The sequence below is a fragment of the Micromonospora sp. CA-269861 genome, from assembly GCF_050948505.1.
GTDB lineage: Bacteria > Actinomycetota > Actinomycetes > Mycobacteriales > Micromonosporaceae > Micromonospora.
This window is the reverse complement of sequence record NZ_CP192014.1, coordinates 865,856-888,236: the sequence shown is the minus strand read 5'-3', so window position 1 is coordinate 888,236 and position 22,381 is coordinate 865,856. Positions and strand designations below refer to the sequence as shown.

Sequence of the window (22,381 nt, the reverse complement as noted above, 5' to 3'; positions counted from 1 at the left end):
CCGCAATTGGGGCATGCCGCGCATAAGGACGACGGAAAGTGCAAGATCGCGGAGGGTGTGTGGCGGGCCTCTAGGGGTGGTCCCGGGGAGGAATTTCCGTGGGCGTCCCGGATTCGGCTGGGGTGTCCGCGGCGACAGGCTGAGGCATGCCTGTTACCCGGAGTACCGGCCTGCTGGCCCTGGGCGGGATCGCCCTGGCGGCGCTGCTCACCGTGATCGGCCACCTCGAAGTCAACGACGACCTCAACCCGTGGGCGTTGACAATCAGCGACTTCGCGGTCTCCGACCGGGGCGGCGTCATCGACGTCGCCATGGTGGTGCTCGCGCTCGCCACCGTGGCGCTGCTGTACGGACTGCGCCGCGCCGGCCCACCCCGACCGCGCTCCGGTCGAACGGCCGAGCTGCTGCTCGCCGCCTGGGTGGGTGGGCTCCTGCTCGCCGCCGTGGTGCCGACCAACGAGCCGGGCACCGCCATGACCACCGCCGCCTACCTGCACCGGTACGCGTCGGTGGTCGCCTTCCTGGCGCTACCGGTCGGAGGCTGGCTGCTCGCCCGCCGACCCGACCTGGCCCCCGCCGCCCGGACGCTACGCACCCTGGTCCTGCTCAGCCTGGCCCTGGCGGCGGCGATGATCTGGTCCGCCTACCCCGGCGACCGGATGCTCATCGGTCTGGCCGAACGCCTCCTGATCCTCACCGAGGTAGCGGTCCTGGCCACCATCGCGATGATCCAGACGCGGGGGCTGCGGGGGGGCTACTCCAGCTCGTGCAGCATGAGCTGACGGGCCGCCTCGGTGATCGAGCCGGACAGCGACGGGTAGATGGTGATGGTCTGGGCCAGCTCGTTGACGGTGAGGTTGTTCTCCACGGCCATGGTGATGGGCAGGATCAGCTCGCTGGCCTTCGGAGCGACCACCACACCGCCGATCACCTGACCGCTGGCGGGCCGGCAGAACAGCTTCACGAAACCGTCGGAGAGGTCGTCCATCTTGGCTCGGGCGTTGCCGGACAGCGGCAGCATCACCTGCCGGGCCGGCACCTTGCCCGCGTCCACCTCGTCCTGCGAGACACCCACGGTGGCCAGCTCAGGATCGGTGAAGACGTTCGCCGCGACGGTACGCAGCCGCAGCGGACGGACCGCCTCGCCGAGCGCGTGCCACATCGCGATCCGGCCCTGCATGGCGGCGACGCTTGCCAGCAGCAGCACGCCCGTGCAGTCGCCGGCGGCGTAGATGCCGGGCACGTTGGTCCGGGAGGCCCGGTCGACCGTCACGTAGCCGCCCCGGCCCAGCTCCACGCCGTACTCGGTCAGGCCCAGGTTGGCCGTGTTCGGGATGGAACCGACAGTGATCAGCGCGTGCGAGCCGGTCACCCTACGGCCGTCGGAGAGTTCCACCTCGACGCCGTCGGCGGTACGCCGGACCGCGTCGGCCCGGGAGTTGTTGAGGATCTCCATGCCCCGGTTACGGAACACCCGCTCGATGGCGGACGCGGCGTCGGCGTCCTCGTGCGGCATCACCCGGTCCCGGCTGGAGACCAGTGTCACCTCAACCCCCATCGCCAGGTACGCGCTGGCGAACTCAGCGCCGGTCACGCCGGACCCGACCACGATCAGGTGCTCGGGCAGCTCCGGCAGGTCGTACACCTGTCGCCAGGTCAGGATGCGCTCACCGTCAGGGACGGCGGTGGGCAGCTGGCGGGGTGTCGAGCCGGTGGCCACCAGCACGGTGGACGCGTCGATCGAGTACTCCTCGCCACCGTCGGCGGGGGTGACGACGACCCGGTGGGTGTGCCCGAGGGAGTCCTCGCCGAGCCGCGCGGTGCCGGCCACGAAGGTGACCCCCGCCTTCAGCAGCTTGGCGTGGATGTCCGCGGACTGCGCCAGAGCCAGCCGCTTGACCCGCTCGTGCACCGCCCGCGCGTCGACGGTGACCGCCTCCAGGCCGTCCGAGTGCACCCCGAACTCCTCGGTGTCGCGGTAGCCGGTGACCACCCCCGAGCTGGCGATGAAGGTCTTCGACGGTACGCAGTCGGAGAGCACACAGGCGCCGCCGGCACCGTCGGCCTCCACCACTGTGACATCGGCGTCCAGCTGGGCGGCGACCAGTGCCGCCTCGTACCCGGCCGGCCCCCCACCGATGATCACGATCCGGCTCACAGCATTCGCCCTTCGTCCATGCTCACAGTGACTTTCTTCTCCCGAGCGCATTCGACACGCACCGTCGTATTCTCCCCCACCCGTCGGCCGGGCTATCGTCATCGCCGTGCGTCATCACGCCGCCTACGGCTCAAATCTCGACCCCGCCCGGATGCGCGCCTACTGTCCGCATTCGCCGATGGTGGGCACCGGCTGGCTGGAGGGCTGGCGGCTGACCTTCGCCGGGGCGGACGTGATCGGCTGGGAGGGTGCGGTGAGCACCCTTGTCGAGTCTCCCGGTGACCGGGTCTTCGTGGCGCTCTACGACATCCACCCGTACGACGCGGGCCAGCTCGACGAGATCGAGGGGGTGACCGCCGGCACGTACCGCAAGCTGCACGTGCGGGTCTCCACCCTCGACGGCGACGTGACCGCGTGGATCTACGTCTTCAACGGGTACGAGGGTGGCCTGCCGACCTCGTGGTACCTGTCGGAGATCGCGAACGCCGCCGAGAAGGCGGGCGCCCCGGACGACTACGTCACCGAGCTGCGGGCCCGCCCCACCGGCACCGCGTCGGCGTAGCAGGGCGTATCGCACGCCTCCAGTCTGCTACCGCTGTCGAACGGAGCGCCGGTCGGGCCGGACCGGGGTCGTCAATCACACACCGGCCGCCGGGACGGAAAGTTCGTACATGTCGGTCCACTGGGTCTCCCGCAGGCCCACCGACCGGTAGAGCGACAGCGGGGCGGTCGGGTTGGTGAGGTCGACGCCCAGGCCGGCCGCCTGCCGGCCCTTCTCGGCGTAGCGGGCGAAGGCGCGGCGCAGCAGCGCCGCACCCACACCCCGGCGACGGTACGCGGACCGCACCGACAAACTCTTCACCCAGCCCGACTGCTGGTCGAGCGCCTGATCCGAGGACTGCAACGCGCCGACCGGCACCCCGTCCACCTCGGCGACGAACCATTCGTCCCAGGCGGTCAGGTCGCCGATCCGGGCCCGCCACCGCTCGTACGACAGCGGCTCGTGGTCCGGGGTGTCGCCGAAGGCGGCCTCGTAGATCCGGTGGAACTCCACCAGGTCGTTCTCGTCGTCCGGGCGGACCTGTCGCACCGTAACGGCAGACGGCCCGGCCGGCTCGTCGGGCAGGTCGTGCAACGGGCGGCTCATCCGGACGTACCGCTTGACCAGGGCGAACCCGAGGGTGCGAAGGGAGTGTTCCCAGTCCCGTTCCGGGGCGAAGACCGCGCAGCGGACGGTGAGCGACGGCAGGCCCCGCTCGGCAGCACGCTCGGCGACCCGGTCCAGTTGACGGACCAGCAACGGCGCGCGGACGGCGGCGGCCCGTACCGGATCGACGTAGACCTCCACGAACTCCCGGCCCACCCCGGTGGGGTTGTCGACCGTCGCCCAGCCGACCACGCTGTCGTCCGGGTCGATCGCCAGCCAGGAGTCCTGGGTCGGGTCGAAGTAGGGCGCGGTCAGCGAGGCGGCGACATCCTCGGCGTCGAAGTCGGGATGGCCGATCGCGAAGGTGTCGGCGGCGTGCACCACCGCGAGGATCGCCGGCACGTCGTCGAGGGTGGGCCGGCGCGTTGTCCAACCAGCGGGAAGGGTCACGGCAGAAGATCCTGGCAGCCGATCTGCTCGGGCGCCGCCCATTTTTCCGGCTGGCGGAAGGCTCCGGCGGGTCTCTGACCGGCGGGAAGCTCAGCCGAGGTCGACCCGGGTACGGTGCAGCAACTCCACCAACTCCGCGCCGTCGGCGGGGCCGAGGGCCGTGAACGCCGGCGCGGCCAGCCGGTTGGTCACCGCCTCCGCCCAGAGTCGGCGGCGCACCAACGGCCCGATCGGCGGGTACGGCGGCGGCCAACCGCAGGCGACCGCCCCGGCCTCGCCCTCGGGACCGGACAGCACGGCCTCCAGCGGGGTCATCCCGGCGGCGCGTACCGCCAGCAGGTAGGCGCTGGTGAAGTGTTCCCGGAGCAGCCGCAGCCCGGCGGCGCTGCGGGCCCCGGGCGAGAGGTCCGGCAGCGGCATGGCCCGCCACGCGGCGAAGAGCGGCATTCCGCTGGCCTCGGCCGCCACCACTGCCCGCTCGACGAGCGCCGACAGGCGTTCGGTGCACGGCAGGGGGCCGAGTTGCTGCGCCCCCCATCGGCAGCATTCGGCGAGACTCGCGGCGGCCACCTCGAACGGCGGGACGACCCGGGCGGCGGCGTCCCAACCGTCGGCGACCGCGTCCGGGGCGATGAACCCGAGGGCGGCGGCGGCCGTCTCGGCCCGCACATCGCCGAGCGCGCCGGCCCGGCCACTGATGTAGAAGGCCCAGCCGGAGATGCCGAGCAGTCGGGCCCGGCGCAACGTGGTCGGGTCCCGGCTGAAGGCGTCACCGAGGTCGAGCACGACGGGCTTGCTGGCGGCCGCGACCTGCTCCGGAGTCACCGCTGTGCCCCGCTCGGGCGACCCGACCCGCCGACCACGACCACGCCCTGACCCGCTGCCACCCGTCGTGTACGGCCCGCACACTCGTCGTCGTCCATCGATGGTCAGTCTGCCGCGCCACCGCCCGCGTCCGCATTCCCCTCTTCGGCCGCCAGTGCCTCCACCGCCGCCTCGACCTCACCGGCACGCCGCCGAGCCACGGTGACCGCTCGCTCGGCGGCACGCCGAGCGAGCTTGGCCCGGCTGAGATCCTGCTCGGCGACCGCGCGCCGCCGCTCCAGCTCAGCCAGCTCGGCCTCAAGACCATCGAGTACGGCCGCACCGTCGCGTTCCTGCCCGGTCGCCTCGGTCAGCTCGGCCTCGGCCCGCTCCTGGTCGGCCTGGGCCTTCGCCAACTCCCGGTCGAGGGCGCGGCGCTGACGGGCCCGCTCGGCCCGGGCCGCCCGCTGCGCAGCCCGTTCGGCCTGCTCGGCGCGCTCGGCCGCCCGGTCCGTGCGGGGCGCCGCCTCGGGACGGCCCCGCTGGGCGCCGGGTCGGCGGGCCGGGCGTTCCTCCTCGCGCTCCTCGTCGTCACCGGTGACCAGCCGCAGTTGCGGCCGGGGCACCTCACCGAAGCCTGCGTAGCTGGCCGCCCGCAGCAGGCGGCCCGCCCGCACCTGCTCGGCGACCTCGACGTCGGAGAACGCCGCGTTCAGCGTCGCCTCCACCTCGGCCAGCGGCAGCCGGCTCGCCGGTGGCGCCTCCGGCTCGGCCGCGGCGAGCTTGCGGACCTCGGCGACCAGGGCGCCGACCACCGCCCGGCGCTGCGCGGACAGCTCCCGCAGTCGGGGCCCGCGCAGCTCCCGCTGGGCGGACCGCAGGGCGTCGGCGAGCTGCACCAGATCGGTGACCAGCTCCGGACGTCGGATGGCGAGCAGGTTCACCAGCCAGGCGGCCACCGTCGGGCGACGCAGCCGGGCCAGTTGCCGGGCGGTGGTCGGATCGCCGGCCCGGCGGGCGTCGGCCACAGCGGCGTCCCGGGCGGCCACGAACCGGTCCGGTGGGGTGCGGTAGAGCTGCTGCACCAGCTCCGCGGAGAGGCCGGGCATCGGGTCAGACGTCCACCCGGCTACCGGGCTCCAGTCGCTGGTACTCGGTGCCGGACAACGCGGTGTACTGCCGGTCGAGCACGCCCAGCCCGTTGTCGTTGAGCAACGCGTCGTGCAGGGCGTACGCGCGACGCGGTGCGACAGCGCGGATGAAGTCGACCACCTCGGAGAACTTCGACCAGGGGGCGTGGATCGGCGCGAAGAGCGTGTCGACGGGGGTCTCGTCGGGCACCACCAGGGAGTCACCCGGGTGGTAGACCACGTCGTTGATCAGGTAACCAAGGTTGTCGATCACCGGGATGTCCGGGTGGATCACGGCGTGCCGGCCCCCGTACGCGCGAACGGCGACCCCGGCGGCGGTGAACGACTCGCCGACGCTGACCGGGCGCAGCACGTCGGCCGCGTCGCCCAGGGCCTCGGCGAGCGAGGCGGGCCCGTGGATCGGGAACGGCTGCCGGTCGAGCTGGAGCCGCACCGCTGCCAGGTCGAGGTGGTCGGGGTGTTCGTGGGTGATCAGCACCGCGTCCGCACCGTCCAGCGCCGCCGCGGCGTCGCTGAACACTCCGGGGTCGACGACGAGCACTCCCCCGTCGTGTTCCACCCGAAGGCAGGAGTGGGCGTACTTGGTGAGCCGCATCGTGACTCCTCGATTATCGAATCGTGACGTCCTCAGCGCAGTCTGCCGGAACCAGCCGGTGTGTGCGTCGCGTCCGAGCTATCGCCACACCGGTTGACGACGATGGGAGCGGGGATGGACGGACAGGTGGGACGACGCCGCAGTGCGCTGCTGGCGGCGACAGCACTTGCGGCGGCGCTGGCGCTCACGGGATGCGGTGCCGGCGACAGCGGGGCGAAGGACACCGATGGCTCGGCGGCCGAGGCGCCGGCGGCCAACGGCGGCGAGCCGGGCCGGGACGCCGCCGCTGGCGCACCGGAGGGGGCCGGTGCCGGCGCGCCGGACCTGCGGGTCGACCAGCGGGCGATCATCTACACCGGAACGATGCGGGTGCAGGTGGACGATGTGGACTCGGCCGCCCGTGAGGCCACCGCCGTGGCCACCCGGGCCGGTGGCTTCGTCGGCGGCGACCAGCGGCGCAGTGCCGACGACGACGCGGTGGCGGAGCTGGAGCTGCGGGTGCCGGCGGCGAAGTTCACCGGCGTGGTGGAGGAGATCACGAGGCTCGGTCGCCAGCAGAGCCGCGAGATCAACACTCAGGACGTCACCGAGGAGACCGTCGACCTGGAGGCCCGGATCACCAGTCAGCGTGCCCGGGTGGAGAGCGCCCGCCGGTTGCTGACCCGGGCCACCTCGATCACCGACCTGGTGTCGCTGGAGAACGAGTTGGGTCGCCGGGAGGCCGACCTGGCCTCGCTGGAGGCCAAGAAGCGACGCCTGGCCGACCTGACCGCCCTCTCCACGATCACCGTGTCGCTGGCCGGACCGAAGGCAAAAGTTGCCGAGGAGGAGCCCAGGACGGGCTTCCTGGTCGGGCTCAAAGGCGGGTGGAAGGCGTTCGTCGTCTCGATGACCGTCCTGCTCACGGTGCTGGGCGCGTTGCTGCCCTGGCTGGTGGCGTTCGGCGTACCGCTGGTGGTGCTCCTGGTGGTGCTGCGCCGACGGCGCAAGACCCCGGCTCTGGTCGCGCCGGTCAGCGCGCCGCCGCCAGTGCCCGCAACGCGGTCTGCACCATGACGCGGACGCCGGCCGGAATGGCCCGCTCGTCCACGTCGAAGGACGCGCGGTGCAGGTCGACGTTGGGGCCGGAGCGACCCACGCCGAGCCGGGCGAGGGCGCCGGGGACGTACTCCAGATACCAGGAGAAGTCCTCGCCGCCCATGCTCTGCGGTGTCTCGGCGATCCCGTCCGGGCCGAGTGCGGCGGCGGTGGCGGCGGTCAGCACCTGGATGGCACGGGAGTCGTTGCACACCGGCGGCCGGCCACGCAGGTATTCCAGGTCGACGGTGGCGCCGGTCGGCGCGATCACGTCCCGCACCACCTGAGCGACGATCTTGGGAGCCAGCTCCCAGGTGTCGCGGTCCATCACCCGGAGGGTGCCGGAGGCACTCGCCTCGGACGGGATGACGTTGTAGCGGGTGCCGGCCGAGGCGTGGCCGAAGACCAGCAGCAGGCCGCTGTTGGCCGGCACCCGGCGGCTGACCAGGGCGGGCACCTCGGTGATCAGCCGACCGAGCGCGTCGACCATGTCGACGGTCAGGTGTGGGCGGGCGGTGTGCCCGCCCGGGCCGGAGAGTCGGACGGTCACGTTGTCGGCGGCCGCCGTGATCGGGCCGACCCGCAGGCCGACCTTGCCGACCGGCAGGTTCGGGTCACAGTGCAGCGCGAAGATCTGCACCACGTCGTCCAGGCCGCCGGCCTCGATGACCTCCAGCGACCCGCAGGGCAGGATCTCCTCGGCCGGCTGGAAGATGAGCCGGACCCGGCCGTCCAGCTCGCCGAGGTCGGCGAGCTGGGCCAGCAGCATGCCGACGCCGAGCAGGATCGAGGTGTGCACGTCGTGCCCACAGGCGTGGCAGACGCCCTCCACGGTCGAGCGGTACGGGACGTCCTTGGGGTCGTCCAGCGGCAGGGCGTCGATGTCGGCGCGCAGCGCCACGACCGGGCCGTCCGGCCTGCCGTTGACGTCGCAGATCACGCCGTTGCCCTTCGGCAGCAGGCGCGGGTTGAGCCCGGCCAGCGACAGCTCCCGGGCGATCAGCGCGGCCGTCTCGAACTCGTTGCCGGAGAGCTCAGGGTGCGAGTGGAGGTGACGGCGCGTAGCGATCAACCCCGGTACCCGGAGCGCGAGGAGGTGATCCAGCTCGCGGGGCAGGGGCTGGGATCCGGGTGGCGTCTCCGGCCAGGACGACGCCAGCTGGCCACCAGTGGGCAGCGTCAACGCACTCGTCACGTCGAATTCTCGATCACTAGGAATGGATGGATCATCGGGGACAGCAGACAGCCTAGACCTCCGACGGTGACGCTGCGCAACCTCGTTACGGTAGTGATCGGACCGCGCAGAGTCACGTATGCCCTGCTGAGGGCGCTCGTCAAGGCGGGGGACAGCAGGTAGATCACGGTCGAACGCCGTCATCAGCCCCTCCCCTCCTACAACGCGTAACCGATCGCGGCGGTCACGAATCCCGGCGCCAGTCCGAGCGCCGTTGCCAAATTGTCGCATTAGTCGGGGTGGTGAACTGACACTCCGACAATTAGCCGACCACACTCCGCAACGAGCCGGATAAGGACGCTCACACGCACGCACACAGCACGGGCGCACACGGTGTGCGTCAGGCGACCGGATACCCGCTCAGCCCGCTGGACACACCGCGGCCCCGGGGGCGCGGTCGCGGCCGGGCGCTCAGAAGCGATCGGTGGGCCGGTACAACCCCCACACCTCGCGCAGCGTCCCGCAGACCTCACCCACTGTTGCCCGGGCCCGCAGCGCCTCCTTCATCGGGTACAGCACGTTGTCAGTGCCCTCGGCGGCGGCCCGAAGATCGGCGAGCGCTCGCTCCACCGCGTCGGCGTCCCGCTCGGAGCGCAGCCGGGCCAGCCGGTCGGCCTGGGCCGCCTCGATCGTCGGGTCGACCCGCAGCGGCTCGTACGGCTCCTCCTCGTCCACGGCGAACCGGTTGAGCCCGACCACCACCCGCTCCCCCGAGTCGATCTCCTGCGCGATCCGGTACGCGGACTGCTCGATCTCCCGCTTCTGGAAACCGGCCTCGATCGCGTCCACCGCCGAGCCGTGGTCGGCCACCCGCTCCATCAACTCGACGGCGGCGGCCTCGATCTCGGCGGTCATCGCCTCCACCACGTACGAGCCGGCGAACGGGTCGACGGTGGCGGTCAGGTCCGTCTCGTAGGCCAGCACCTGCTGGGTACGCAGCGCGAGGCGGGCCGCCTTCTCGGTGGGCAGCGCGATCGCCTCGTCGAAGCTGTTGGTGTGCAGCGACTGGGTGCCGCCGAGGACGGCGGCCAACCCCTGCACCGCCACCCGGACCAGGTTCACCTCCGGCTGCTGGGCGGTGAGCTGCACGCCTGCGGTCTGGGTGTGGAACCGCAGCATCATCGATTTCGGATCCTTGGCGCCGAAGTCATCCCGCATCAGCCGGGCCCAGATCCGCCGGGCGGCGCGGAATTTCGCCACCTCCTCCAGCAGCGTGGTGCGGGCCACGAAGAAGAACGACAGCCGGGGCGCGAAGTCGTCCACCGCGAGCCCGGCGGCCAGCGCGGCCCGGACGTACTCCACGCCGTTGGCCAGGGTGAACGCGATCTCCTGCGCGGGCGTCGCGCCGGCCTCCGCCATGTGGTAGCCGGAGATGGAGATGGTGTTCCACTTCGGCACCTCCTTGCGGCAGTACGCGAACGTGTCGGCCACCAGGCGCAGCGACGGCTTCGGCGGGAAGATGTACGTCCCCCGGGCGATGTACTCCTTGAGGATGTCGTTCTGGATGGTGCCGTTGAGCGCAGCGCCCGGCACCCCGTTCTCCTCGGCGACGAGTTGGTAGAGCAGCAGCAGCACCGAGCCGGGCGCGTTGATGGTCATCGAGGTGGACACCTTGTCCAGTGGGATGTCGGCGAAGAGCAGCCGCATGTCCTCGATGGAGTCGATCGCGACGCCCACCTTGCCCACCTCGCCGTGCGCGATCGGCTCGTCGGAGTCGTAGCCCATCTGGGTCGGCAGGTCGAACGCGACCGAGAGGCCCATCGTGCCGGCCCGCAACAACTGGTGGTACCGCGCGTTGGACTCGGTGGCGGTGCCGAAGCCGGCGTACTGGCGCATGGTCCACGGGCGGGAGGTGTACATGGTGGGGTAGACGCCCCGGGTGTACGGAAATTCACCGGGGCCGCCGAGCCGGGAGTCCAGGTCCTCCGGAAGATCGGCCTCCGTGTAGACACCGTTGATCGAGAAACCGGACTCGCTTGACCGCCGTTGGTTCATCCCCGGATGGTAGGACGCCTGGTCGCATCGCCGGGTGAGGGATACCGCACAGTGCGTCCCGACCGGTCGACACCAGGTGAACGACAGGGCACGTTCTGTCGACTTAGATAAACGTCCGTCGCGTCGGCTTTCGCATCGGGCGTCGGAACCAGCAAGATAGGGGGGTTGTGTCCCAGCCCCCCTCGATTTCCCCCGGTGGCTTTTCTGTGACTCAGATCCCGACGTGGAGCGGCGGACCGGTCAGTCCCGCCAACGGCCGAGCGGCGCCCGGCACCACCATTGGTGGCCGGTACTCGCTGCGGTCCTCGGTGGGCAACGGCGGCATGGGCACGGTGTGGCGCGCCACAGACACGCTGCTGCGCCGTGACGTGGCGGTGAAGGAGGTCGTCCTGCCCCCGGGGCTGGCCCCCAGCGACCGTGACGCGATGTACGAACGCACCCTGCGCGAGGCCCGCGCCGCCGCCGCCATCCAGCACCCCGCCGTGGTGCAGGTGTACGACGTGGTCACCGAGGCCGGCCGACCGTGGATCGTGATGGAGCTGCTGGACGCGCGCAGCCTCGCCGACATGGTCATCGAGGACGGCCCGGTCGCGCCCCGCGCCGTCGCCAAGATCGGCATTGCGCTGCTCGGGGCGTTGGAGGTCGCGCACGCGATCGGCGTGCTGCACCGCGACGTCAAACCCGCAAACGTGCTGATCTGCACCGACGGGCGCTGCGTGCTCACCGACTTCGGGGTCGCCCGGATGCCCACCGACGTGCAGCTCACCACGCCCGGCATGGTGCTCGGCTCGCCGCACTTCATCTCGCCCGAGCGAGCCATGGGCCAGGAGTTCGGCCCGCCCAGCGACCTCTTCTCGCTGGGTGTGACGCTCTACACCGCGGTCGAGGGGCGGCCCCCGTTCGACAAGGGCGACCCGATCGAGACCATGCACGCCGTGGTGGAGGACCCGCCCGCCCCGCCGCAGCGCAGCGGCCCGCTGACCCGGGTGCTGATGGGTCTGCTGGAGAAGGACCCGGCCCGCCGACTCGACGTGCACACCTCCCGGGCCATGCTGCGCGAGCTGCTCGCCGGCCCGCTGGGCAGCACGGCGACGGCTGTGCACTCGGTCACCGACCCGTACGCCGTGGTCCCGGTGCAGCAGCGCCCCGTGCCGGTCCTGCCGCCGCCCCAGCCGGAGCCGAAGCCGGACAGCCAGATCGGTGGCCCGGCGATGCTGGCCCCGGGCGAGTCCCTGACCGACCGGCTCGCCGCGCTGCGCCGGGGCGAGCGCCCCCAGGCAGCTCGCGCGGCCGGCGCCGCAGGTGGTCTCGACGAGACCAGCGCCGACGCGTTGGCCGGCCCGCTGCACACGCCGACCGGCGCGATGCCGGCGCCCGGCCGACCGGCGGCCGGGCGCACCTACGGCGGCAACGCGGACGCCACCCAGCGGGTGGACGCCGGCGGGCAGCCCGACGCCACCCAGCGGGTCAGCTACGGCAGCCCGGCCGATGCCACCCAGCAGGTCGGGTACGGCGGCGCCCCGGAGGCCACCCAGCGCATCGGCGGCACCTACGGCGGCGGCAACCAGTGGTCGGTGCCGGGCACCGGCCAGCCCTGGGCCACCACGCCCGCCGCGTCGGGCGGCAGCGCTCTGGACAAGGTCAAGGCCAGCGGAGCGCAACTCGTCACCACGGTCAAGGGCTGGCCGCGCAAGGTGCAGCTCGCCGCGGCCGGCGGGTTGGTCGTCGTGCTGGTGCTGACCGTCGTGGCGCTGTCCGGCGGCGACGACGCCCCGCCGAGCGCCCCGGTGGCGCAGCCCACCGCGTCCGCGCCGGCGGCCTCCACGGTCGAGATGCAGGAGCACACGGCCCGCGGGATCCAGGTCATGGTGCCGAAGGGCTGGAAGAAGGCCACCGGCGGCTCGTACACCGACTACATCGACCCGGCGGACAGCGGCCGCAAGGTTCGCATCATCACCGAGAAGTGGTCCAGCAGCTCCGCCCGGTGGGCGGAGACGGCCGAGAACGGCCTCAAGACCCGGAGCACCTCCTGCGCCAAGCCCTATGCCCAGGTCAGCGCCACGGACACCGAGTTGGCCAGCAAGCCGGCCGCCGAATTCGAGTACACCTGCGGCGAGGGCGACACCATGCGGCACGGCGTCTGGCGGGGCGTGGCGCAGGGTGGCAAGGCGTACTCGTTCTACCTCACCGCCACGGACGCCAAGTTCGCGGAGAGCAAGCCGATCTTCGAAGAGATGGCGCGGACGTTCCAGCTCACCGGGAACGGCTGAGCCGGAGGGAACCCACAGGGGTGATCCGTCGCCGTGCTATCAAGGGGCATGGCGGCGGACACCACTGACATCGACGACATTCGCGAGCAAGCCCGGCGCTGGCTGGCCGACGACCCCGACCCGGCCAGCCGGGACGAGCTGACGGCGGTGCTCGACGGGCTGCCGGCGAGCGCCCCGGAGCTGGCTGACCGGTTCGCCGGCCCGCTGACCTTCGGCACGGCGGGCCTACGCGGCCCGCTGCGGGCCGGCCCGAACGGCATGAACCTCGCCGTGGTCACCCAGGCGGCTGCCGGCCTGGTCACCTGGCTCGCGGCCCAGGGTGGCACCGGCCCGCTGGTGATCGGGTACGACGCCCGGCACGGCTCGCGGCAGTTCGCCGAGCGCACCGCCCAGGTGGCCACCGGGGCTGGCCGCCCGGCGCTGCTGCTGCCCAGCCCGCTGCCCACGCCGGTGCTGGCGTACGCCGTGCGGCACCTCGGCGGTGTCGCCGGGGTGATGGTCACGGCCAGCCACAACCCGCCGCAGGACAACGGCTACAAGGTCTACCTCGGCGCCGAGCTGGGCGGGGAGTTGGGGGCCGGCGCGCAGATCGTGCCGCCCGCCGACGCCGGTATCGAGGCGGCCATCCGATCGGTCGGGCCGCTGACCCGGGTGCCGCTTGGCGAGCCCGGTCAGGTCCTCGGCGACGACCTGGTCGCCTCGTACGTCGAACGGGCCACCGCGGTGATCGACCCGGACGGGCCACGGGGCCTGACGGTGGCGTACACCCCGTTGCACGGGGTGGGCGCGGCGGTGCTCACCGCCGCCTTCGCCCGCGCCGGTTTCCCGACCCCCGGTGTGGTTCCCGACCAGGCCGAGCCGGACCCGGCGTTCCCCACCGTGTCGTTCCCCAACCCGGAGGAGCCGGGTGCGGTGGACCGGCTGATCGCCCTGGCCGACTCCACGGGCGCGGACCTCGCCATCGCCAACGACCCGGACGCCGACCGTTGCGCGGTGGTCGTCCGAGACGACAGCGACGGCTGGCGGATGCTGCGCGGCGACGAGGTGGGCGTCCTGCTCGCCGACCACCTGATGCGCCGGGGGGTGACCGGGCTCTACGCCACCACGATCGTGTCGTCGTCCCTGCTGCGGGCGATGTGCGCGGCCCGGGGCCTGCCCTACGACGAGACGCTCACCGGCTTCAAGTGGATCGTGCGGGCCGGTGGCGGGAGCGCGCCGCTGGTCTTCGGCTACGAGGAGGCGCTCGGCTACTGCGTCGCCCCGGAGCACGTGCGGGACAAGGACGGCATCACCGCCGCGCTGACCGTGGCGGAGCTGGCCGCCGGCCTGAAGATGCAGGGTCGTACGTTGACCGACCGGCTGGACGAGCTGGCCGCCGAGTTCGGCGTGCACCACACCGACCAGCTCTCCGCCCGGGTGGACGACCTGCGGGTCATCGCCGACGCGATGGCCCGGATCCGGGCGGCCACCCCGGCCACCCTGCTCGGGCAGCCGGTGGACAGCGTCCGGGACCTGCTGCCCGAGTCGGACGTGGTGATCCTGCGTACCGCGGCGGCGCGGGTGGTGATCCGCCCGTCCGGGACCGAGCCGAAGCTCAAGGCGTACCTCGAGGTGGTGGAACCGGTCGCGGACGGCGACGTCCGGACGGCCCGCAGCAGGGCGGCGCAGGCGGTCGCCGCCCTGCGCGGTGAGATCGCCGCGGCCCTGGGGCTCTGACCGGAGCGCGGGGTCAGCGGCGCGGGCCGAGGGCCTGGTCGACGGCAGTGGCCAGGGCGGCGACGACCAGGCCTACCGACGGGCGGACCACCGAGTCGTCGGTGCTCACCTCGCCGGAGAACCCGGCGCCGCTGGCGATCTCCGTCAACCGGCGGCGGGCGTCGGCGGCGGCCTCGCCGCTCACCCCGAGCGCGGACTCCATCCGGAGCACCACGACCAGGGTGGCCAGCGCGGCGGTCCGCTCGTCCGGGGCTGCCGCGCCGGTCAGCGCCTCGGCGAGCCGCTGCCGGGTCTCCGCCTCGACGGAGTTGTCCACGACCGGGTAGCGGTGCACGTGGATGAAGCCCAACTCGGTCTCGTCGACGTCCCGGACGACGCCCTGTCGGCACAGGTCGGCGAGGATCCGGTCGCGCAGGCCGTGCCGCAGACGCTGCACCCAGGATGCCGGGGTGTGCGGGGTGTCGGCGGCGATCCGGCTGAGGACGTCGTCGCTGAACGGCTCGCCGGTAGGCGTCGGGTCGATCACCGTCAGGGACCCGTCGGCGTACGCGATCCGGCCGGCCAGGGCCAGCTCGACCAGCACCGCGGCGGCCATGCCCAGGTCCAGGCTGATCCGCGGCATGGTCGCCTTGCCGGTCGTGTCGTCGTAGGCGAGAAGTAGCAACTCCTCGGCGAGCGCAACACCAGTCATGGCCGAAGACGGTAGCGGGTCCACGCACTGGCGCGCGCGGACCCGCCGGACCCGGCACCGACCGGGCAGCACCTCAGAAGCGGGGCATGCCACCGAACTGGCGGTCGCCGGCGTCGCCGAGCCCGGGGACGATGAACATGCGGTCGTTGAGCCCTTCGTCGATCGAGGCCGTGACCAGGCGCAACGGCAGGCCGGAGCGTTCCAGCCGCTCGATGCCGACCGGGGCGGCGAGCACACAGAGCACCGTGATGTCGGTGCAACCGCGGTCGGCCAGCAGTTGGCAGCAGTGCTCCAGCGAACCGCCGGTGGCGAGCATCGGGTCGAGCACCAGCACCGGCAGCCCGGTCAGGTCGCGCGGCAGCGACTCCATGTACGCGCGGGGCTCGTAGGTCGCCTCGTCGCGGGCCAGGCCCACGAAGCCCATCGAGGACTCGGGCAGCAGGCCCAGCGCGGCGTCCGCCATGCCCAGCCCGGCGCGCAGCACCGGGACCAGCAGCGGCGGGTTGGCCAGCCGGGTGCCCTCGGTGCCGGTGACCGGCGTCTGCACCGGGTAACGCTCGACGGGGAAGGAGCGCGCCGCCTCGTACACCAGCATGGTGGTCAGTTCGTGCAGCGCCGCCCGGAACGTCGAGGAATCGGTGCGCGCGTCCCGCATGGCGGTCAACCTTGACTGGGCCAGCGGGTGGTCAATGACGTGTACGTCCACGATCGCTCAACCTACCGGTCTGTGACGCTTGGCGGTGCGGGTGCGGTCGGACCAGGGACGCCGCTCACGTCGGCGCGTCACTGCGCGCTCGTGAGCAAGATCACTCGGCGGTACCGTGCGTAGACTTCTCGGCATGACGGCGACAACGACGTCGGCCCGGTCGGAACTCTCCGAGCTGGGACGATCCGAGACCGCTCTGCGGACCTTCCTGCACGGCCTGCCCGGCGTGGACCAGGTCGGCGCGGAGCAGCGGGCGGCACAGCTCGGCACCCGCTCCATCAAGACCACCGCCAAGGCCCAGGCGATCGACCTGGCCATCCGGATGGTCGACCTGACCACCCTGGAGGGGGCGGACACCCCGGGCAAGGTGCGCGCGCTCGCCGCGAAGGCGCTGCGCCCGGACCCGGCCGACCCGTCCTGCCCACACGTCGGCGCGGTCTGCGTCTACCCGGCGATGGTCCCCCACGTCGCCGAGGTGCTGCGCGGAAGCGCCGTCCACCTGGCCAGCGTGGCGACCGCGTTCCCGTCCGGCCAGGCGCCGTTGGAGATCAAGCTGGCCGACACCCGGGCCGCCGTCGCGGCCGGCGCCGACGAGATCGACATGGTGATCAACCGGGGCGCGTTTTTGGCCGGGCGGTACAAGGAGGTCTACGACGAGATCGTGGCCACCAAGGAAGCCTGCGGGGACGCCCACCTCAAGGTGATCCTGGAGACCGGCGAGCTGGCCACCTACGACAACGTCCGGCGGGCCTCCTGGCTGGCCATGCTGGCCAGCGGCGACTTCATCAAGACCTCCACGGGCAAGGTGCCGATCGCGGCGACCATGCCGGTGACCCTGGTGATGCTGGAGGCGGTCCGCGACTTCCGCGAGGCGACCGGACGGCAGGTGGGCGTGAAGCCCGCCGGTGGCATCAAGACCACCAAGGACGCGATCAAGTACCTGGTGATGGTCAACGAGACCGTCGGCCCGGACTGGCTCGACCCGGACTGGTTCCGCTTCGGCGCGTCCAGCCTGCTCAACGACCTGCTGATGCAGCGCACCAAGCTGACGACCGGCACCTACTCCGGTCCCGACTACTTCACCCTGGACTGATAGCCGATGTTCGAATACGCCCCCGCCCCCGAGTCCCGCTCGGTGGTGGAAATCAAAAACGCCTCTGGGTTGTATATCGGTGGGGAGTTCGTCGACCCCGCCGACGGTGGCAGCTTCAAGTCGATCAACCCTGCGTCCGAGGAGGTGCTGGCCGAGGTCGCCGAGGCCGGCGCCCAGGACGTGGAGCGCGCGGTACGCGCCGCCCGGAAGGCGTACGACAAGGTCTGGGGTCCGATGTCGGGCCGCGACCGGGCGAAGTACCTGTACCGGATCGCCCGGCTCATCCAGGAGCGCTCCCGCGAGCTGGCCGTCCTGGAATCGCTCGACAACGGCAAGCCGATCCGGGAGAGCCGCGACGTCGACCTGCCGCTGGTCGCCGCGCACTTCTTCTACTACGCGGGCTGGGCCGACAAGCTGGGTCATGCCGGCTTCGGCCCGAACCCGCAGCCGATCGGCGTGGCCGCACAGGTCATCCCGTGGAACTTCCCGCTGCTCATGCTGGCCTGGAAGATCGCCCCGGCGCTCGCCGCCGGCAACACTGTGGTGCTGAAGCCGGCCGAGACCACCCCGCTCACCGCGCTGCTCTTCGCCGAGATCTGCCAGCAGGCCGACCTGCCGGCCGGTGTGGTCAACATCCTCACCGGGGCCGGCGACACCGGTCGGGCGCTCGTCGAGCACCCGGGCGTCGACAAGGTCGCCTTCACCGGCTCCACCGACGTGGGTCGGGCCATCGCCCGGTCCGTCGCCGGCACCCGCAAGAAGTTGACACTGGAGTTGGGCGGCAAGGCCGCCAACATCGTCTTCGACGACGCACCCATCGACCAGGCCGTCGAGGGCATCGTCAACGGCATCTTCTTCAACCAGGGGCACGTCTGCTGCGCCGGCTCCCGCCTGCTGGTCCAGGAGAACGTGGCCGACCGGGTCCTGGAGTCGCTCAAGCGGCGGATGGCCCAGCTCCGGGTCGGCGACCCGCTGGACAAGAACACCGACGTCGGCGCGATCAACTCGGCAGCCCAGCTGGAGCGGATCCGCGAGCTGTCCGACGCCGGCTCGGCCGAGGGCGCCGAGCGCTGGTCACCGCCGTGCGACCTGCCCGACCGGGGCTTCTGGTTCGCGCCGACCATCTTCACGGGCGTCACCCAGGCACACCGGATCGCCCGCGAGGAGATCTTCGGCCCGGTGCTGTCGGTGCTCACCTTCCGCACCCCGGCCGAGGCCGTCGAGAAGGCCAACAACACGCCGTACGGGCTGTCGGCCGGGATCTGGACCGACAAGGGTTCCCGGATCCTGTGGATGGCCGACCGACTGCGTGCCGGCGTCGTCTGGGCCAACACGTTCAACAAGTTCGACCCCACCTCGCCGTTCGGTGGGTACAAGGAGTCGGGCTACGGTCGCGAGGGCGGCCGGCACGGGCTGGAGGGCTACCTCAATGTCTGAGCGGGTCGCGGTACGCAAGACGTACAAGCTCTTCATCGGCGGGAAGTTCCCGCGCAGCGAGTCGGGACGGTCGTATCTCGTGCAGTCCTCGAATGTGTCACTGGCCTCCCGCAAGGACGCCCGGGACGCGGTGGTCGCCGCCCGCGCCGCCGTCAAGGGCTGGGCCGGCGCGACCGCGTACAACCGGGGTCAGATTCTCTACCGGGCCGCCGAGATGCTGGAGGGCCGCCGCGAGCAGTTCGTCGCCCTGGGCATCCCCGGCGACGAGGTGGACGCCGCCGTCGACCGCTGGGTCTGGTACGCCGGCTGGGCCGACAAGCTCGCCCAGGTGTACGGCGGCGCCAACCCGGTCGCCGGCCCCTACTTCAACATCTCCGCGCCCGAGCCGACAGGCGTGGTCGCGGTGGTCGCACCGGAGCGCCCGGCGCTGCTCGGCCTGGTCAGTGTGATCGCCCCGGCGATCGTCACCGGCAACACAGTGGTGGTGGCGGCCTCGCCCTCCGAGCCACTGGCGGCGGTGACGCTTGCCGAGGTGCTGGCCACCTCCGACCTGCCCGGCGGTGTGGTCAACATCCTCACCGGCGCGATCACCGAGACCGCGCCGACGTTGGCGGCGCACATGGACGTCAACGCGATCGACCTGACCGGGGTCACCGACGCCGCGCTCGCCACCGACCTGGAGGTCAAGGCGGCGGAGAACCTCAAGCGGGTGCTCCGACCCGCCCCGGCCGACCACGACTGGTCCGCCGACCCGGGGGTGGCGCCGATGACGGCGCTGTTGGAGACGAAGACTGTGTGGCACCCCAAGGGGGTGTGAGCGTTTCTGCTCGGCCTTTGGGGTTTTCCGGGAGCCCCGCCCGCTCCGGGCGGTCAGGCTTGATCCCTCCGCGGGCGGGGCTCCCCGGAAAACCTGACGTGGGCCGGGCCCGTCGGGGTGCGTCAGCTTGCGGGTTCTGCCTCGGGGGTGGGTGGGGGGTCTACTACCGGGGGTAGGATTGGTTCGTGACTCGGTTGGGCGATCTTGAGCGTGCGGTGATGGACGTGCTGTGGGACGTGGTTCCCGGCACGTCGGACGGGGTGACCGTGCGCGAGGTGGCCGACGCGCTCGATGGCCGCGAGCTGGCGTACACCACTGTGATGACAGTGCTGGACCGGCTCGCCGGCAAGGGCATGGTGCAGCGGGAGCGGGAGGGCCGGGCCTGGCGGTACCGTCCGGCCGCCAGCCGCGAGGCGCACATCGCTCAACTCATGCTCGACGCCCTCGACCTGGGTGGCAGTCGGGACGCCGCGCTGGTGCGGTTCGCCCACTCGGTGACCGGCACCGAGGCCGAGGTGCTGCGAGCGGCCCTGGGCAGCGAGGCCGGCCTGACCGGGCCGGGCTCCACCGGCGGCGACACGGGCGGGGCCGACGCCCTGACCGATCGGGTGGACGGGCCGGCGGGCCGACGACCCGCCGGCGAGGCAGCGGAGCGGTAGGGCGCACGTCATGGCCTACGCCGTGCACTTCGCCGCCACGATGCTGGCCTGCTATCTGACCGCCCAGGTGTTGGCCCGCTCCACCTGGACGTGGCGCAGCCCCCGGGTGGCGATCGTCTGCTGGCAGGCCGTCGGGCTGGCGTTGGGCCTCTCGGCGATGGGCCTGCCGATGGCGCTCGGGCTGAGCGCGTACGACCGGCCGACCGGTGGCGCACTGCTCGCCCTGGCCGACGACCTCGCCCACGGCGCCCTGCCGATCGGGGTGGGGACGTTCCACCTGGCCGGCGTCGGCGTGGGCTTCGGCATCGGGGCGGTGCTGGTCACGACGACGGTGCGCAGCATCCACGGCACCGTACGCGCCCAGCGTCGCCACCGGGACCTGCTCTCCCTGGTCGCCCGGAACGACCCGGCCGCGCCCGGCGCGCTGGTGCTGGATCATCCGAGCGCCGCCGCGTACTGCCTGCCGGGCGTGAAGCCGCAGGTGGTGGTCAGCGCCGGCACCCTGAGCCTGTTGGACCACGCCGAGTTGGCCGCGGTGCTCAGTCACGAGCGCGCGCACGCCCACGAGCGGCACGACCTGGTGCTGCTGCCGTTCACCGCGCTGTGCCGGGCGCTGCCGTGGTTCGGCTGGGTGCGCGACGCGCACGAGCGGGTCGCCCTGCTGGTCGAGATGCGCGCCGACGACAAGGCCCGCGAGCTGCACGCCGAGGCCCCGCTGGCGGGGGCGCTGCGCCGGTTCGCCGCCGCCGGGCACCGGATCACCCCAGCCGGCGCGCTGGGCATGGGCGACCGGGATCTCGACGTACGGGTGCAGCGGCTGCTGGTCAGTGACCGGCCGCCGCGGGTGCTCGGTGCCACAGCCCTCGCGGTCGCCACCACGCTTGTCGCCCTCCCGGTGACGCTCTTCCTCAGCTGACGGGCCGACCCGCCCGACACCCACTGCCGGACCGACGGCGTGGGTGCTGCTGCCTGCATGGCCAACCGCGCCCCTCCCCGACGCGCACATCTACTACGTCCCGTCGTAATATTGTCTACGACAGGGCGTAGTAGGCAGACATGTAGCGATGCTACGTGTAGGGTGGCTACGACAAGGGAGCCAACGTTACGGAGGGCTGGTCATGGACACCCTGCTCCTCGCCCGCCTGCAGTTCGCCACCACCACCTCGATCCATTTCCTGTTCGTGGTCGTCACGCTCGGGCTGGTCACACTGCTCGTCGGCATGCAGACCGCCTGGGTGCTCACCGGCAACCCGAAGTGGGAGCGGCTGACGCGCTACTGGGGTCAGCTCTACGTCATCAACTACGTGCTCGGCATCGCCACCGGGATCGTGATGGAGTTCCAGTTCGGGCTGAACTGGAGTGGCCTGTCGCGCTACGTCGGCAACGTCTTCGGGGCACCCCTGGCCATCGAGACGCTTGTGGCGTTCTTCCTGGAGTCCACGTTCCTCGGAATGTGGATCTTCGGCTGGCACCGGCTCCGCAAGGGCGTCCACCTCGCGTTGCTCTGGGGCGTGGCGATCACCGCGTACGCCTCGGCGTTCTGGATCATGGTGGCCAACTCCTGGCTCCAGAACCCGGTCGGGTACGAGGTCCGCGACGGGATCGCCCACCTCACCGACTTCGGCGCGCTGCTCGTCAACCCCAGCCTCGGCATGGCGTTCGGGCACGTGGTCTCGGCCGCGCTGCTGGTCGGCGGGATGCTGATGGCTGCGGTCAGCGCCGGGCACCTGATCCGGCGTACCCGCGACTTCGCGCTCTTCCGCACCTCGCTACGGATCGGCCTGGTCACCGCGGCAGGTGCCATCACGATGGTGCAGGGCTTCGGTTTCGCCCAGTTCGGCCCGGTGGGCTCGGTGCAGCCGACCAAGTTCGGCGGCGACAGCCTGGAGAGCCAGGCGCTGATCGCCGAGTGGACCGCTAGGTTCGGCCCTGGCGACTACACCCCGCCGGTGCTGGCCAGCGTCGGGCTGGGCTTCATGATCCTCATCGGCTTCACTCTCGGTTGTCTCTGGTTGCTGCTGCCCCTGCTCTTCCGGGACTGGATCATCCGACTGCGCTTCCCGCTCTGGCTGATCCGGCTCGCCCTGCCGCTGCCGTTCGTCGCGGTGATCCTCGGCTGGATCTCCCGGGAGGTCGGCCGTCAACCCTGGGTGGCGTACGGGCTGCTCCCCACCGAGCAGGCCGTCTCCCCGGTCAGCGCACCGCTGATGCTCACCTCGCTGATCGGGTTCAGCCTGCTGCTGGGCACCCTCGCCGTCACCAACTGGGTGCTGCTCGCCCGGCACGCCAAACGTGGCGCTGTCGACCCGTCGCTCGGCCGCCCACCGGCACCGCCCAGCGAGCCGGCCCACCCCGAACCCGCCCTCATCTGAGCAACCGAG

The 22,381-nt window shown here is 72.0% G+C and carries 20 protein-coding genes; 11 read left to right on the top strand and 9 right to left on the bottom strand.

The features are described 5' to 3' along the window. Positions 1 to 146: 146 nt before the first annotated feature. A complete protein-coding gene (locus ACQP0U_RS04145) occupies positions 147 to 782 on the top strand; it encodes a DUF998 domain-containing protein (RefSeq protein ID WP_433315905.1) in 636 nt (211 codons plus the stop codon). On the opposite strand, the gene ACQP0U_RS04140 is transcribed toward ACQP0U_RS04145, so the two are convergent. Continuing rightward, positions 755 to 2,158: an NAD(P)H-quinone dehydrogenase gene (locus tag ACQP0U_RS04140; protein ID WP_433315903.1), complete on the bottom strand. Its 1,404-nt coding sequence runs from the start codon at positions 2,156 to 2,158 to the stop codon at positions 755 to 757. The genes ACQP0U_RS04145 and ACQP0U_RS04140 overlap by 28 nt on opposite strands. 106 nt (positions 2,159 to 2,264) lie before the next feature. Here ACQP0U_RS04140 and ACQP0U_RS04135 point away from each other — a divergent pair, with 106 nt between their 5' ends. After that, the gene (locus ACQP0U_RS04135; protein WP_112588201.1) at positions 2,265 to 2,720 is read left to right on the top strand and encodes a gamma-glutamylcyclotransferase; all 456 of its coding nucleotides are present in this window, start codon (positions 2,265 to 2,267) and stop codon (positions 2,718 to 2,720) included. 75 nt (positions 2,721 to 2,795) lie between these two features. Here the strand turns inward: ACQP0U_RS04135 and ACQP0U_RS04130 are convergent, their stop codons facing one another. The 4 genes from ACQP0U_RS04130 to ACQP0U_RS04115 all read right to left on the bottom strand — a co-directional run bounded on the left by ACQP0U_RS04130 (position 2,796) and on the right by ACQP0U_RS04115 (position 6,305). Further along, on the bottom strand, positions 2,796 to 3,755 hold the full coding sequence (locus tag ACQP0U_RS04130) for a GNAT family N-acetyltransferase (protein WP_433315900.1): 960 nt from the start codon (positions 3,753 to 3,755) through the stop codon (positions 2,796 to 2,798). 90 nt (positions 3,756 to 3,845) lie between these two features. Next, complete coding sequence (locus ACQP0U_RS04125) at positions 3,846 to 4,580, bottom strand: SCO6745 family protein (RefSeq protein ID WP_433315899.1); 735 nt, start codon at positions 4,578 to 4,580, stop codon at positions 3,846 to 3,848. A gap of 104 nt (positions 4,581 to 4,684) precedes the next feature. Continuing rightward, positions 4,685 to 5,668: a hypothetical protein gene (locus tag ACQP0U_RS04120; protein WP_433315897.1), complete on the bottom strand. Its 984-nt coding sequence runs from the start codon at positions 5,666 to 5,668 to the stop codon at positions 4,685 to 4,687. 4 nt (positions 5,669 to 5,672) lie between these two features. After that, positions 5,673 to 6,305 carry an MBL fold metallo-hydrolase gene (locus tag ACQP0U_RS04115; RefSeq protein WP_433315895.1) on the bottom strand — a complete coding sequence of 211 codons (633 nt, stop codon included), beginning with the start codon at positions 6,303 to 6,305 and terminating at the stop codon, positions 5,673 to 5,675. Positions 6,306 to 6,398: 93 nt separating this feature from the next. Here ACQP0U_RS04115 and ACQP0U_RS04110 point away from each other — a divergent pair, with 93 nt between their 5' ends. After that, complete coding sequence (locus tag ACQP0U_RS04110; protein ID WP_433315893.1) at positions 6,399 to 7,361, top strand: DUF4349 domain-containing protein; 963 nt, start codon at positions 6,399 to 6,401, stop codon at positions 7,359 to 7,361. Here ACQP0U_RS04110 and ACQP0U_RS04105 read toward each other — a convergent pair. Next, the gene (locus ACQP0U_RS04105; protein WP_433315891.1) at positions 7,318 to 8,577 is read right to left on the bottom strand and encodes an amidohydrolase; all 1,260 of its coding nucleotides are present in this window, start codon (positions 8,575 to 8,577) and stop codon (positions 7,318 to 7,320) included. The two genes, ACQP0U_RS04110 and ACQP0U_RS04105, sit on opposite strands and share 44 nt — an antisense overlap. Positions 8,578 to 9,027: 450 nt before the next feature. After that, complete coding sequence (locus tag ACQP0U_RS04100; RefSeq protein ID WP_433315889.1) at positions 9,028 to 10,611, bottom strand: acyl-CoA mutase large subunit family protein; 1,584 nt, start codon at positions 10,609 to 10,611, stop codon at positions 9,028 to 9,030. A gap of 206 nt (positions 10,612 to 10,817) precedes the next feature. Between ACQP0U_RS04100 and ACQP0U_RS04095 the strand changes: the two genes are divergently transcribed. Both ACQP0U_RS04095 and ACQP0U_RS04090 read left to right on the top strand, forming a co-directional pair. Beyond that, a complete protein-coding gene (locus tag ACQP0U_RS04095; RefSeq protein WP_433315887.1) occupies positions 10,818 to 12,881 on the top strand; it encodes a serine/threonine-protein kinase in 2,064 nt (687 codons plus the stop codon). A gap of 48 nt (positions 12,882 to 12,929) precedes the next feature. Continuing rightward, complete coding sequence (locus ACQP0U_RS04090) at positions 12,930 to 14,597, top strand: phospho-sugar mutase (protein ID WP_433315885.1); 1,668 nt, start codon at positions 12,930 to 12,932, stop codon at positions 14,595 to 14,597. Positions 14,598 to 14,610: 13 nt separating this feature from the next. On the opposite strand, the gene ACQP0U_RS04085 is transcribed toward ACQP0U_RS04090, so the two are convergent. Both ACQP0U_RS04085 and upp read right to left on the bottom strand, forming a co-directional pair. After that, entirely contained in the window at positions 14,611 to 15,288 is a 678-nt protein-coding gene (locus ACQP0U_RS04085; protein ID WP_433315883.1) for a GOLPH3/VPS74 family protein, read from the bottom strand. 73 nt (positions 15,289 to 15,361) lie between these two features. Further along, entirely contained in the window at positions 15,362 to 15,994 is a 633-nt protein-coding gene (gene upp / locus ACQP0U_RS04080) for a uracil phosphoribosyltransferase (protein ID WP_433315881.1), read from the bottom strand. A 133-nt stretch (positions 15,995 to 16,127) separates the two neighbouring features. On the opposite strand from upp, the gene deoC reads away from it, so the two are divergent. The 6 genes from deoC (at position 16,128) to ACQP0U_RS04050 (ending at position 22,372) form a co-directional block, all read left to right on the top strand. Next, entirely contained in the window at positions 16,128 to 17,087 is a 960-nt protein-coding gene (deoC, locus tag ACQP0U_RS04075; protein WP_433315879.1) for a deoxyribose-phosphate aldolase, read from the top strand. A gap of 6 nt (positions 17,088 to 17,093) precedes the next feature. Continuing rightward, complete coding sequence (locus ACQP0U_RS04070) at positions 17,094 to 18,524, top strand: aldehyde dehydrogenase family protein (RefSeq protein WP_433315877.1); 1,431 nt, start codon at positions 17,094 to 17,096, stop codon at positions 18,522 to 18,524. After that, positions 18,517 to 19,341 carry an aldehyde dehydrogenase family protein gene (locus ACQP0U_RS04065; protein ID WP_433315875.1) on the top strand — a complete coding sequence of 275 codons (825 nt, stop codon included), beginning with the start codon at positions 18,517 to 18,519 and terminating at the stop codon, positions 19,339 to 19,341. The genes ACQP0U_RS04070 and ACQP0U_RS04065 overlap by 8 nt, the downstream gene beginning before the upstream one ends. Before the next feature lie 185 nt (positions 19,342 to 19,526). After that, the gene (locus tag ACQP0U_RS04060; RefSeq protein ID WP_433315873.1) at positions 19,527 to 20,000 is read left to right on the top strand and encodes a BlaI/MecI/CopY family transcriptional regulator; all 474 of its coding nucleotides are present in this window, start codon (positions 19,527 to 19,529) and stop codon (positions 19,998 to 20,000) included. Between the two features lie 10 nt (positions 20,001 to 20,010). Beyond that, positions 20,011 to 20,916, top strand: coding sequence for a M56 family metallopeptidase (locus tag ACQP0U_RS04055; protein ID WP_433315871.1), 906 nt, complete (start codon positions 20,011 to 20,013; stop codon positions 20,914 to 20,916). 202 nt (positions 20,917 to 21,118) lie between these two features. Next, complete coding sequence (locus ACQP0U_RS04050; protein ID WP_433315869.1) at positions 21,119 to 22,372, top strand: cytochrome ubiquinol oxidase subunit I; 1,254 nt, start codon at positions 21,119 to 21,121, stop codon at positions 22,370 to 22,372. Positions 22,373 to 22,381: the final 9 nt, after the last annotated feature.

Bases quoted from the DNA above. Each gene is read 5' to 3' on its own strand.
- ACQP0U_RS04145 (WP_433315905.1), top strand. From the start codon at position 147: ATGCCTGTTACCCGGAGTACCGGCCTGCTGGCCCTGGGCGGGATCGCC.
- ACQP0U_RS04120 (WP_433315897.1), bottom strand. From the start codon at position 5,668: ATGCCCGGCCTCTCCGCGGAGCTGGTGCAGCAGCTCTACCGCACCCCA.
- ACQP0U_RS04115 (WP_433315895.1), bottom strand. From the start codon at position 6,305: ATGCGGCTCACCAAGTACGCCCACTCCTGCCTTCGGGTGGAACACGAC.
- ACQP0U_RS04100 (WP_433315889.1), bottom strand. From the start codon at position 10,611: ATGAACCAACGGCGGTCAAGCGAGTCCGGTTTCTCGATCAACGGTGTC.
- ACQP0U_RS04090 (WP_433315885.1), top strand. From the start codon at position 12,930: ATGGCGGCGGACACCACTGACATCGACGACATTCGCGAGCAAGCCCGG.
- ACQP0U_RS04085 (WP_433315883.1), bottom strand. From the start codon at position 15,288: ATGACTGGTGTTGCGCTCGCCGAGGAGTTGCTACTTCTCGCCTACGAC.
- deoC (WP_433315879.1), top strand. From the start codon at position 16,128: ATGACGGCGACAACGACGTCGGCCCGGTCGGAACTCTCCGAGCTGGGA.
- ACQP0U_RS04070 (WP_433315877.1), top strand. From the start codon at position 17,094: ATGTTCGAATACGCCCCCGCCCCCGAGTCCCGCTCGGTGGTGGAAATC.
- ACQP0U_RS04065 (WP_433315875.1), top strand. From the start codon at position 18,517: ATGTCTGAGCGGGTCGCGGTACGCAAGACGTACAAGCTCTTCATCGGC.
- ACQP0U_RS04055 (WP_433315871.1), top strand. From the start codon at position 20,011: ATGGCCTACGCCGTGCACTTCGCCGCCACGATGCTGGCCTGCTATCTG.
- ACQP0U_RS04050 (WP_433315869.1), top strand. From the start codon at position 21,119: ATGGACACCCTGCTCCTCGCCCGCCTGCAGTTCGCCACCACCACCTCG.